Genomic DNA, 11,511 nt, shown 5'->3' with positions numbered 1-11,511 from the left:
GGGAGCATGCCCCCGAAGATCGACATCGACGTGTACGTGAAGGGCGTGCTCGACGGGAAGCGCGCGCACATCGCGCGCGCCATCACCCTCGTCGAGTCCACCCGGGCGGACCACCGGGCGCTGGCCCAGCGGCTGTTGACGGAGCTCCTCCCGCACGCGGGGAACGCGCGCCGGATCGGCATCAGCGGGGTGCCGGGCGTCGGGAAGTCCACCTTCATCGACGCGTTCGGCACGATGCTGACCGGGCTGGGCCACCGGGTCGCGGTCCTGGCCGTGGACCCCTCCTCCACGCGTACGGGCGGCTCCATCCTCGGCGACAAGACGCGGATGGAACGCCTGGCGGTGGACCCGGCGGCGTTCGTACGGCCGTCCCCCTCGGCGGGAACGCTGGGCGGGGTCGCGAAGGCCACCCGGGAATCGATGATCGTCATGGAGGCGGCGGGCTACGACGTGGTCCTCGTCGAGACGGTCGGCGTGGGCCAGTCGGAGACCACGGTGGCCGGGATGGTCGACTCCTTCCTGCTGCTCTCCCTGGCCCGTACGGGCGACCAGCTGCAGGGCATCAAGAAGGGTGTCCTGGAGCTGGCCGACGTCCTGGCGGTGAACAAGGCGGACGGCCCGCACGAGCGCGACGCGAAGGCCGCCGCCCGTGAACTGTCGGGCGCGCTGCGCCTGATGCACCCCGTCGACGCGGCGTGGACCCCGCCGGTCCTGACGTGCAGCGCCCGCGAGTCGGCGGGGCTCGACGAGGTGTGGAACCGCCTCGAACAGCACCGGACCCTGCTGGACGCGGGCGGCCGGCTGGCGGCGAAGCGGGCGTCCCAGCAGGTGGAGTGGACCTGGACGATGGTCCGCGAGGAGCTGCTGGAGCGGCTGCGTTCGGATCCGGCGGTACGGGACCTCGCGCCGGGTCTGGAGGCGTCGGTGCGGGCCGGCACCGTGACCGCCACATCGGCGGCGGACCGGATCCTCGCCGCCTTCGGGAACTGACGGCCGGACGGCGCCGCTCGGCGCCGTCCGGTCACCCGTGATGCAGTCGTACGGACGGGGGCAGCGACTCGGTGCCGCTGATGCGGTAACGGCCCGCCGTGATGTGGACCTCCCGCAGGGCGGGCAGTCCGGCCAGCGGCGCGAGGTCGAGGTCGCCCTCTGCCATGAAGTCTCCTGCGAACACGCACTCGTTGAGCCCAGGGAACGCTGCGGGCAGTCGTCGGATCGCGGCCTGTACGACCCTGTCCCTGCCACCGACGTTGAGGGTCAGACTGGTGACGCTCGGCAGTGCCGTGCCCGCCGGAAGCACGTCGAGCGACAAGGCCGACACGGAGAGGCTCATGAGGGAGTCCAGGTCGCGGATCTCCTGCCAGTCGGCGTCCGAGGCCGGACTGGACGGGGAGTTGAGCTTCAACCCCGTGAGCTCGGGGAGTGCGCCGAGACCCTCCAGCCCGTGCGCGAGACCCACCTGTCCGGACACCACCAGCACCTGCAGGGGCGCCGCGGTGGGCAGGTCCTGCGCGGACCAGTGCGTGCCGGCCGGGCCGTTGATGGTGAGGGTTTCCAGCCTTCCGAGCTGTGCGACCGGTCCCAGGGCGAGGTCCGGCCGGACCATCACGATCCTCAGGTGCCGGATCGGCAGGCCGGCGATCGCGGAGAGGTCGGTCAGTTCCGGACAGAAGTTGATGTCGAGGGACTCCAGGGCGGACTGCCCCTTGAGGAAGTTCAGGTCGGACACCACGTCATGCGTCAGCACCAGCTCCTTGAGGCGGTGCCGGCCGACGTATGCCGTCATGGCCTCGGAGGAGACCCCGCTCCTGACGTCCAGGCGGTCCTGCCCGAGTTCGAAGCGTTCCAGCTGCCGCAGATGGTCGTCGGACTGGACGGTGCAGTGGAGCCCTGTGTGGTCCAGATGTGCGATGACCTGGTCGGCGTAGTCGGCGCTGTCGAAGCGGGACCAGGCCCAGACCAGCTGGGAGCGGAGGGGGAGCCAGGGGTGCCTGACGAACTGTGCGAGGAACGGGATGGCAGCGTCCGCCTTGACGTGTGAGGCCGCGATCACCACGTGGTAGGCGGCCAGGTCGTCCAGCTTCTCCGGGCCGGGGAGGAGGCCCAGGACCAGCGGACCGATCTCCGCGAGGGCGCGTGCCTCGTCCTCGTCCGCCGGCGGGATCAGGAGTGCGGCGCGCTCTTCCACGGCCGCACGCACGTCGGGGTCGAGGGTGGTGGCGTGTTCGAGGCAGGCGGCGGCGAGCAGGTAGATGCGGGCCCGGGTGCGCTTGTCGGAGGAACCGTCTCCCTGGGCGAGCAGGTCGCGGATGATCGTGACGCGCTCACGGGGCCGGGCGAGGGCGACCGCCATCCGGATGACGTCCTCCCACTGGTCGTCGTCGGCATGGGCGGTGAGCAGGCCGAAGTCGCCCTCCTCCACCGCGGCCCGCGCGCCGAGGAAGTCCTGGAAGGTGCGGTGGACGAAGTCCACCGTGTCGGGCCCCGGTTCCCGCAGGAGCCCGCTGCGCTGCAGGAAGTGCCCGAAGACGACGGGTGCTTCGCCCAGCGCGGCCGCTTCCGGCACCGTGGGCAGGGCGCGGGCGATGATGTCCTCCGCCCGGGAACGGTCCATCTCGGTACGGCCGTTCTTGATCAGCCAGTACGCGAGCCGCTGGAGCAGGTCGAGCTGCGGCTCCTCCCGGAGCTCCGGAACGTCCATGTCACGGTCGCGGTCGCGGCGGCTCAGCAGCATCGAGAGGGCGGCCTCGTAGAGCTCCTTGCGTCCGTGCGGGAGGTAGCCCCGCCGGTCCCGGTGGAGGGCGCAGATCAGCCCGCACATCAAGGGGTTGGTGGCGAGGCGGCCGATGTCGGGCTTGCCGCGGACGGCGGTGAGGAGCTGGGCTTCGTACGTCCGGAGGTCCGCGTCGTCGTCCGTACCGGTGCGGGCCGCCTTGTGCCACCGCTTGATGAAGGTGGCGATGTCGGCGGGGCCCATGGGGGACAGCGTCAGCTCGGTGAAGTCCTCTTCGGCGAGCCAGTCCGCCGCCACCGCGGAGGGGCGCGAGGTGACGAGCCAGCGGTTGTGGCCGCCGTACGCGTCCATGAGGTCGCGGAGCCAGGCGCGGGTCCGCTCCCGTTCGCGGTCGGGGATCTCGTCGATGCCGTCGATGAGGACCAGCCCGCGCCCGGACATGAGGACGCGGTGCGCCCAGCCGTCGGGCTGGGCTCCGCCGAGCGGACAGCCCGCGGCGGTCAGGAAGTCCCGGGGCGCGGGCAGCCGTTCGCCGTGGCGGGTGAGCGTGCGCAGGGGCAGGACGAAGGGGATGCGGTCGTAGAGGTAGTCCATCTGCGGGGTGAGGTCCTGGCGGGCGGCGGTGACGGCCAGCCACTGCACCAGAGTGGTCTTGCCCGAGCCGGCCTCGCCCCGCAGGAGGACCTGGTTGCTGCCGGCCAGGGCCTGATCGGCGGGCCGCGGGCCCGGCGCCTGCCGCATCTGCTCCAGGAAGGAGTCGTCGAACACCTGGTGGCGCGGCACGTCGGTGACGGCGGCGAAGACGAGGGATCCGCGCCGCTGCTCGGTGGCCTCGAGGCTCAGGTACGCCGCGTCCAGCGGCCACTTGTTCGGCGAGTTGTGCAGGTCGATCCCGTAGATGGTCAGCTTGCCGTGCTTCTTGGCGACGTACGGCAGGTACAGCTGCTCGAACGCGGCGTCCTCGGCGCCGGGCAGCGGATCGCGGCGGATCAGCTCGTCGACCTTGGCCGTCAGGTCGGCGATGCCGCGCGTCTGCTGCACCAGTGCGTGGGCGACGAACGTCGAGCGCTGCGTGAAGAACTGCAGGATGTGCAGGCACGCGGCGTCGAGCAGCCGCTCGTAGAAGTACAGGGCGTCGGCGCTCAGGTGCCGCTCGGGCCGGCCGCCGGCGCGGCGCAGCTCCCGGGCGAAGTCCGCGGAGCCGAGCCGGACGGCGTCCAGGTCGGTCATCGTGACGTTGCCGAGGGCGTGCAGCGTCGACGCGAGGGCGTCGGTGACCGCTCGGCATTCGTCCGCGGGGATCGGCCGCTCGCCCGTACGCAGCGCCTGCTGCACCAACTTGGCGGCCAGGGTGTGCAGATCGGATTCCGTGAGCGAGCGCTTCTCGCCCTTGAAGGACACGTAACCCGAGATCCGGACCGGCTTGTCGACGAGGCCGGCGCCGCCGCCTTCGGCGACGAACAGCCTTTTGACGAGGGGCCCGATGGCCGCCGAGGCCAAGCGAACGCCGATGGTCCCCGGTTCCATGCAACCCCCCGCAGCATCACGACCGTTGCTGCGGATCCTAATGGGTGCCACACGCGCCCGTCGAAGGGCTACGCCTCGACGAGCACCGAACCGGTCGAGGTCAGCGACTCGCGCAGGATGCGGGTCTGCTCCACCGTGTCGTCGGTGGCCAGCAGGGCGGCGAGGACCGCGATGCGGGCCTGCCCGGCGCGCAGTGTCCCGGTCGGGACGGCCCCGGCGGCGACGAGGTCCACCGCGCCGCCGTGCGTGTAGATCTCGGTGACCGGTCCGGCCATGACCCGCGTGGTCAGCGCGACGAGCACGCCGCGCCCGACGGCGGCCTTGACGGCGTCCACGATCTCGGGGGTCGCGTTGCCCGCGCCCGTCCCGACGAGGACGATGCCGCGCGCGCCGGCCGCGACGGCGGCGTTCAGCAGCACCGGGTCGCCGTCGGCGTGGTGCACCACCACGTCCACGCGCGGCGGGAGTTCCGGCATCGCCGGCAGCGGGAGCGGCTCGGGCCGCTGGGGTGCGCGCAGGATGGTGACCTTGCCGAAGCCGATCTTCCCGAACAGTTCCTTGGAGGGGTCGGCGAACGCGTCGAGCGCCACGGCCTCGGTCTTCACGGTGCCGCGGGCGGCGTGCACCCGGCCCGCGAAGGCGATCAGCACGCCCAGCCCGCGCGTGGTGGCGGCGGTGAGCAGTGCGTCGTACAGGTTGCCCGGCCCGTCCCCGTCGGCGGTGCCCATGGGCCGCTGCGAGCCCGTGAACACGACGGAGCGCGCGTCGTGGTGGTGCAGGTCGACCAGGAACGCCGATTCCTCGAGGGTGTCCGTGCCGTGCGTGACGACGATGCCGTCGACGTCGGGGTCGGCGAGCACCTCGTGCACGGTCCGCAGGAGGGTCAGCTGGTGGGCGGTGGTGAGCCGGGGGCTGTTGACGCTGAACAGGTCGACCACCTCGACGGTGATGCCCTCGGGCAGCGGCGCGGTGGCCATGACCTCGCTGCCGTCCGCGTCCGCCGCGAAGCCGGAGCCCTGCCAGCGGCTGGCTATCGTCCCGCCGGTGCTGATGACGACGATCCGTCCCATGGCCGTGGCCGCCCTTCCCTCGTACGTATGTGCTGAAAGCAGCAATGATAGTGAGATCTACGCGCAATGCGATTGCTTCTTTGACCCCTCCCGTAACATTGGGTGGGTGATAATTGCGTGATGGATGCCATTGACCGGGATATCTTGCGTGAGCTCCAGGCGGACGGCCGCCTCAGCAACCAGGAGCTCGCCCAGCGCGTGGGACTCACCCCTTCCCCTTGCATGCGCCGGGTGCGTCAGCTCGAACAGGACGGGGTGATCCAGGGCTACCGCGCCGTGATCTCCCCCGAGGCCGTGGGCCGCGGGTTCGAGGTGCTCGTCTCGGTGGAGGTGCTCCGCGACCGCGCCGCCGTCGAGGCCTTCGAGGCCGCCCTCCAGGACATCCCCGACGTGATCGAGGCCTACCGCCTCTTCGGCAGCCCCGGCTGTCTGCTGCGCATCGCCGTCGCGGACCTGCGCGCGTACGAACGCCTGTGGATCGAGAAGCTGACGGCCCTCTCGGGGGTCACCGAGGTCAATTCGCAGATCATCATGAAGCGGATCAAGGAACCGACCGGCCTGCCCGTCGAACACTGACGCGGCCCGGCCCAGACAGGAAGCAGCACCCCATGGAACCTCTCGGCACCGGCGACCCGGTCCGGCTCGGCCCGTACCGCCTCCTCGGCGTGCTCGGCGCCGGCGGCATGGGCAAGGTCTACTTCGGCCGGGACGCCGACGGCCGGACCGCGGCGGTCAAGGTGCTGCTGCCGGAGCTGGCCCACGACCCGAACCTCGCCCAGCGCTTCGTCCGCGAGGCGCACACCGCCCAGGCCGTCACCAGCCCCGGCGTCGCCCGCGTCCTGAACGCGCAGAGCGAGGACGGCAACCGGCCCTGGATCGCGACCGAGTTCCTGTCGGGGCCCACCCTCGACGACGCCGTCCGGCAGTACGGGCCGTTCGGCCCGGACGGCCTGCGCGCGCTCGCCGCCTCCCTCGCCGCCACCCTCCGGGACATCCACGCCGCGGGTCTGGTCCACCGCGACCTGAAGCCGGCCAACATCGTGCTCACCGCGGCGGGCCCGCGCGTCATCGACTTCGGCATCGCCCGCCCCGAGCACGGACTGACGCTCACCACCACGGGCCAGATCCCGGTCACCCCCGGCTACGGGGCTCCCGAGCAGGTGCTCGGCCGGCGTGTGGGCCCGGCCGCGGACGTCTTCTCGCTGGGCGCGGTGCTCGCCTACGCGGCGACCGGGCGGCGCGCCTTCGACGGGACGCACGTGGCGGCCGTCCAGTACGAGGTGGTGCACGGCGAGCCGCAGCTCGCCGGCATACCCGACGACCTGCGGCACCTGATCGCCCCCTGCCTCGCCAAGGACCCGGCGCACCGCCCGGTCCCCGACCAGATCGCGGGCGCCTTCGCCCCGCCGCGCGGAGCGGACCGCGTCTGGCGTACGGGACCGCTCGCCAAGGACATCACCCGCCGCGACACGGAGGCCGCGCGGCAGGCCACGCTCCTCGTGGACGGCTCGGGGACGGGCGTCTCCCGGAGGCGGCTGCTGCGCACTTCCCTGGTGGCGGGCGGCGCCCTTGCGGCGGGCGGCGGAGCCGGAGCCTGGTGGCTGCTGCGCGGGGAGGAGCGGGCCCCGAACGTTCCCGGGCTGGCCAGCGGCGCAGAGCCGCTGTCTCTGTCGGCTGCCCAGTCGGGGAAGGCTCCCACACCCCTGTGGGGGCCGCTGCCGGTGGCGGCGAAGCCGGACAACGGGACGACCCTCACTCCCCTGTCCCTGCGCGACGTGGTCATGTTCGCCTCCAAGGACGGGGGGCTTGCGGCCCGGCTGACGCGCGACGGCCGGGAGAAGTGGCGCATGGCCGACATCGCACCGGAGGCCGGCCTCCTGCCGCTGGAGGAGCCGCTGTTCGCCGCGGCGGACTCGCACGGGGCGCTGCGCGTCCACGAGGCCTCCACGGCCAAGCTCCTGTGGTCGGTGGCGGGCGCCGAGGTCAGCCGGATCCTCGCCGCGGACAAGGAGTTCCTCTACGTGGTGACCCAGGGCGGGCGACTGCGCGCGATCGACCTGAAGCTGCAGACCGTGAAGTGGACGGTGCCGCTTCCGGCGACCGCCGTGGCGGGCGCGGGGCCCAAGGCGGCCGCGGGAGGCGGCACCGTCGTCGTCTTCGGCGCCGACGGCACCGTCCGCTCCTTCTACAACCAGTTCGGGGACCAGAACTGGGAGATCAAAGGCCAGGCGACCTCCGCCATCCAGCCGCTCGTCCTGGAGGTGAAGAACCCCGGCAGCGCGGACCACATCGTCGTCTTCCTCGGCGGCCGCACCCTGACGGCCCGCAAGATGAACTTCACCGGCGACGAGCTGTGGAAGGCCGCTGCCTCGGGTGAGCCGCGCTCGGGCGCCGGCGGCTGGGGCGCCCCGATGCTGGACGGCAAGAACCTGGTCTGCGCGAACGGGACGACGCTGGCCGCCTTCACCACCGAGGGCAAGGAGCTTCCGCCGCGCGGCCGTGCCGCCCGGGGCCCGCTTCCGCACAACCCCCTCGTGCTCCAGGGGCAGACGCTGTGGGCGGTCGAGGGCGAGGGGCGGGGGGTCTCGGCCTACTCCAGCACCGACGGCAAGCGGTTGTGGACCTGGGCGGCCGATTCCAGCGGGCCCTGGGCGATGTCCGGTGTCGGGAACCGGGTGTTCCTCGTCAACGACGGGAACCTCACGGCCATGCCGACCGTCGGCTGACCCCGTGCCGGGCGGCCTCGCGATCACCGCTTAGGCTCGGGGCCGGACCACCGACCCGGGAGAGCGCGCGCATGGAACGCCTACGTCACGACGACCCGACGCAGATCGGGCCGTACGCGACCCTGGCCCGGCTCGACGCCGAGTCCGCCGAGCGGACCGTTCCGGAACGCCGCTACCTCGCGCGCGGCGGCGACGGGGAGCGCACGGTCCTGGTGTGCGTGCCCCGGGTCGGCGCCGATCCGTCCCGGTGGGCCCTGGAGGCCGAGGGCGCCCGGCGGCTGTCCGTACCGGGGTTCCTGCAGGTCGCGGAGGTGGGCGGCACGGCCGGTTTCCCCTGGTCCGCGGCCCCCTACACCCCGGCGCTGCCGCTGCCGGCGGTGCTCGCCGCGTACGGCGGCCCGCTGCCCGAGGACACCGTCCGCGGGCTGGGCGCCGCGCTCGCGCGGGGGCTGGCCGCCGCGCACGCCGGAGGGGTGACGCACGCGGGGCTGTCACCGGCCTCGGTACTGGTCACCCCGGGCGGGCCGCTGCTGACCTGCTTCGGCGCCGCGCGGGCCGGGCTCGCCGGGCTCGACCCGGGCTGTGTGGCCCCGGAGCAGGCATCGGCCGAAGCCGGGGCCTCCTGGCCCGCCGGGGACCTGTTCGCGCTGGGCGCCGTACTGGCGTACGCGGCGACCGGCTACACCGTGCCGGAGCAGAGCGAACTCCCTGCGGGGCTGCGGCAGCTGGTGGGGGCCTGCCTGGCCCGCGACCCGGCGGACCGGCCCGCGTCGGCCCATGCCCTGCTGCGCGACCTGGCCCCGCCGGCGGACTCGGCCGGACCGGCCGGTACTGCGGAGCCCCGGGCATCCGCCGACCCCCGCCGTCCCGCCCGTGCGGGCTGTTCGACCTCCGGCGGCGCCTCAAACGCCGGCGGGGATGGGGGTTGCCCGGCGGAGCCAAACCCGGCCGCACCGGGCGGTTTCGCCGGTACGGCCGCGCCGGGCGGGGCTGCCGGGGCCGCCCTGGCCGTGGGCGGTCAGACCGTGCTCGACCAGGCCGCTCCCCCGCTCCTCCTGCCCGGCCGCGTGGTCGCCGCGCTCGCCGCACAGTCCGCCGCGCTCCTCGCCGCGGAACTCCCCGCCCCCCAGCAGGCGTTCGCCACCACCCAGAAGGTGCACTGACCCCGATGCCCCTCGCCCCGGCACCCTTCACCCCCCTCACGCACGACGATCCGCAGCACCTCGGCGGCTACCGGCTGCTGGCCCGGCTCGGCAGCGGCGGGATGGGCACGGTCTACCTGGCTCGCTCGGCGGGCGGCCGTACGGTCGCGCTCAAGACCGTGCACACCCGGATCGCGGCCGACACCGCCTTCCGTACCCGCTTCCGGCTGGAGTCGGACGCGGCACGGATCATCGGCGACCGCTACGGGGCCCGCGTGTTCGGCGCCGATCCGCTGGCCGAGACGCCCTGGCTGGCCACCGAGTACGTGCTCGGACCGCAGCTCGACGAGGCCGTCCGGCTCAGCGGTCCGCTGCCCGAGCCGTGCGTCCGGTCGCTGGGCGCGGACCTCGCGCTGGCGCTCGGCCAGCTGCACCGCTCGGACGTGGTGCACCGCGACCTCAAGCCGTCCAACATCATGGTGACGGCCGCCGGGCCCAAGGTCATCGACTTCGGCATCGCCCGCGCCCTCGGCGACGAGCGGCTCACCAGCCTCGGCAGCGCGGCCGGTACCCCGGCCTACATGTCGCCCGAGCAGGCGGGCGGTCTCGAACACACCCCGGCCGGAGACGTGTTCGCGCTGGCGGGCGTCCTCGTCTTCGCGGCGTCCGGGCACGGCCCCTTCGGCGGCGGGCAGGCCGCGGACCTGCTCTACCGGGTCCGGTACGCGGATCCCGACCTGGCCGGCGTACCGGCGGACCTGGAGCCGCTGCTGGCCCGCTGCCTGAGCAAGGACCCGACACTGCGGCCCACGACGGCCGAACTGGCGGAGCTGCTCGCGCCCGCCGGGGGCCCGTTCGCGGACGGACTGCCCCAACCGGTGCTCGCGGACATCGCCCGCCGCAGCGAGGCGGTGTGGCAGGAGCCGCCGAGCCGTCTTCCGGCTCCCTCCGGGGAGCCGGCGACGGTCGTGGCGGCCGGCATGTCGCGCCGCAGGCTGTTCTCCCTCACCGGCGGCGCGATCGGCGCGGCGGCGCTCGCCACGGGCGGCGCCCTGTGGGCCTGGCCGGAGAAGAAGGCGGAGCCCAAGCAGCCCGTACTCCAGCAGGCCCCCGCCTCCCTGTGGAAGATCTCCCTCTCCAGCTCCGGGGTGGACTTCGCACCCCTGTGGGTGGACGACGGCCCCGTCCTGGCCGCGGGGATCGTGGTCAAGAAGGTCGAGCCGAGGACGGGCGCGCTCGTGTGGCAGAAGGACCTCCAGAATCCCTGGCGCATGGCCACCAACGGCAAGGAGTTGTACGCGCTGCGGGAGCCGGAGGCCGATGCCGACAAGGACGGCCGGGTCAAGGCACTCGCGGTCGACAAGTTCCCCCTGGCCGACGACAAGGGGAAGCCGCGCATCACGCTCGACGCCTTCGACGGCAACCACAAGTTCAGCCAACTCCTGTGCGTGGACGGGGACATCGCGTACCTGTCCGCCAAGTCGGCCGCCGGCGCGGAGTGGTTCCTCGTCGCCGCGAGCCTGAAGTCCGGCCGCGAGCTGTGGCGCCAGAAGACGGCGGCGCCCTTCGAGCGCCAGTCGTCACCCGCCCTCGTCCGCGGCAAGGTCGTGAAGGGCGGCCTCATGCTGTGCCGCCGCTCGGAGGCGGGGGAAGCCCTGGGCCTGTCCCTGCACGACACCGCCACCGGCGCCGTGCGCTGGGAGAAAGCCGGGCTGTCCGTCACCGGCGCGCTGCCCTACGCCCTGGCCACGGACGAGGACCACGTCTACGTCGGCTCCGACTCCCTCCAGGCGCTGCGGCTCATCGACGGCGCGACGGCGTGGTCCTTCGGAGAGGGCCGGGACATGGGCAACAAGCCCTACGGCATCCGCCGTTACGGGATCCCGACCGTCCACGAGGGGGTCGTCTACGTCGTCGAAAGCGCCCGCGGCATCGTCGCCGTCGAAGCCCGCACCGGCGTCGCGCTCTGGTCCGAGGAGCCCCTGAAGGACACCACCGCCGACGGCGACGTCGCACCGGTGGTGGTCGACGGGCTCGTCCTCACCATGGACAAGATCGGCCTGCGGGCCGTTTACGCCCGCTCCCACAAGCCGCTGTGGCGCTACCCGACGACGGCGGTCGCCCTGACGGCCGACCCGAACGACCGACGGGTCTACGCCCGCGAGGAGCGCGTCGCGTTCGCCCTCCCGATCGGCTGACGTCACTGCCGGGCGTCACCCCTGCCAGCTGTGGGGGGCGCGGAAGCCGGGGGTGCGTTCGAGGCGGCGCCAGCCGGCCTGGGAGCGGGGGGTGGTGACGGTTTCGGGGGTGTG

Annotated in this window: 7 protein-coding genes and 1 pseudogene; 5 read left to right on the top strand and 3 right to left on the bottom strand. The window is 73.3% G+C overall.

Annotated features, from left to right (window positions below):
* Nucleotides 1-6: 6 nt before the first annotated feature.
* Complete coding sequence (meaB, locus tag ACFWBN_RS17235) at nucleotides 7-990, top strand: methylmalonyl Co-A mutase-associated GTPase MeaB (RefSeq protein ID WP_385177345.1); 984 nt, start codon at nucleotides 7-9, stop codon at nucleotides 988-990.
* Between the two features lie 31 nt (nucleotides 991-1,021).
* On the opposite strand, the gene ACFWBN_RS17230 is transcribed toward meaB, so the two are convergent.
* Both ACFWBN_RS17230 and ACFWBN_RS17225 read right to left on the bottom strand, forming a co-directional pair.
* Complete coding sequence (locus ACFWBN_RS17230; protein ID WP_385177343.1) at nucleotides 1,022-4,261, bottom strand: NACHT domain-containing protein; 3,240 nt, start codon at nucleotides 4,259-4,261, stop codon at nucleotides 1,022-1,024.
* A gap of 68 nt (nucleotides 4,262-4,329) precedes the next feature.
* The gene (locus ACFWBN_RS17225) at nucleotides 4,330-5,331 is read right to left on the bottom strand and encodes an asparaginase (RefSeq protein WP_385177341.1); all 1,002 of its coding nucleotides are present in this window, start codon (nucleotides 5,329-5,331) and stop codon (nucleotides 4,330-4,332) included.
* A gap of 120 nt (nucleotides 5,332-5,451) precedes the next feature.
* Here ACFWBN_RS17225 and ACFWBN_RS17220 point away from each other — a divergent pair, with 120 nt between their 5' ends.
* The 4 genes from ACFWBN_RS17220 to ACFWBN_RS17205 all read left to right on the top strand — a co-directional run bounded on the left by ACFWBN_RS17220 (nucleotide 5,452) and on the right by ACFWBN_RS17205 (nucleotide 11,397).
* Nucleotides 5,452-5,907, top strand: coding sequence for an Lrp/AsnC family transcriptional regulator (locus tag ACFWBN_RS17220; protein WP_385177339.1), 456 nt, complete (start codon nucleotides 5,452-5,454; stop codon nucleotides 5,905-5,907).
* Nucleotides 5,908-5,939: 32 nt separating this feature from the next.
* On the top strand, nucleotides 5,940-8,057 hold the full coding sequence (locus ACFWBN_RS17215; protein WP_385177337.1) for a protein kinase: 2,118 nt from the start codon (nucleotides 5,940-5,942) through the stop codon (nucleotides 8,055-8,057).
* A gap of 71 nt (nucleotides 8,058-8,128) precedes the next feature.
* Entirely contained in the window at nucleotides 8,129-9,220 is a 1,092-nt protein-coding gene (locus ACFWBN_RS17210; RefSeq protein WP_385177335.1) for a serine/threonine protein kinase, read from the top strand.
* 5 nt (nucleotides 9,221-9,225) lie between these two features.
* Nucleotides 9,226-11,397, top strand: coding sequence for a protein kinase (locus tag ACFWBN_RS17205; protein WP_385177333.1), 2,172 nt, complete (start codon nucleotides 9,226-9,228; stop codon nucleotides 11,395-11,397).
* Nucleotides 11,398-11,412: 15 nt separating this feature from the next.
* Here the strand turns inward: ACFWBN_RS17205 and ACFWBN_RS17200 are convergent.
* Nucleotides 11,413-11,511 (bottom strand): annotated as a pseudogene (locus tag ACFWBN_RS17200) (acyl-CoA carboxylase subunit epsilon); the annotation flags it as partial.

The sequence above is a fragment of the Streptomyces sp. NPDC059989 genome (assembly GCF_042736975.1).
Taxonomy (GTDB): domain Bacteria; phylum Actinomycetota; class Actinomycetes; order Streptomycetales; family Streptomycetaceae; genus Streptomyces.
The sequence above is the reverse complement of the archived record's forward strand: the minus strand, read 5'-3'. Positions and strand labels throughout refer to the sequence as shown.

Excerpts from the sequence above, each read along its gene's own strand:
- ACFWBN_RS17205 (WP_385177333.1), top strand. The coding sequence starts at position 9,226 with ATGCCCCTCGCCCCGGCACCCTTCACCCCCCTCACGCACGACGATCCG.
- ACFWBN_RS17225 (WP_385177341.1), bottom strand. The coding sequence starts at position 5,331 with ATGGGACGGATCGTCGTCATCAGCACCGGCGGGACGATAGCCAGCCGC.
- ACFWBN_RS17210 (WP_385177335.1), top strand. The coding sequence starts at position 8,129 with ATGGAACGCCTACGTCACGACGACCCGACGCAGATCGGGCCGTACGCG.
- ACFWBN_RS17220 (WP_385177339.1), top strand. The coding sequence starts at position 5,452 with ATGGATGCCATTGACCGGGATATCTTGCGTGAGCTCCAGGCGGACGGC.
- meaB (WP_385177345.1), top strand. The coding sequence starts at position 7 with ATGCCCCCGAAGATCGACATCGACGTGTACGTGAAGGGCGTGCTCGAC.
- ACFWBN_RS17215 (WP_385177337.1), top strand. The coding sequence starts at position 5,940 with ATGGAACCTCTCGGCACCGGCGACCCGGTCCGGCTCGGCCCGTACCGC.
- ACFWBN_RS17230 (WP_385177343.1), bottom strand. The coding sequence starts at position 4,261 with ATGGAACCGGGGACCATCGGCGTTCGCTTGGCCTCGGCGGCCATCGGG.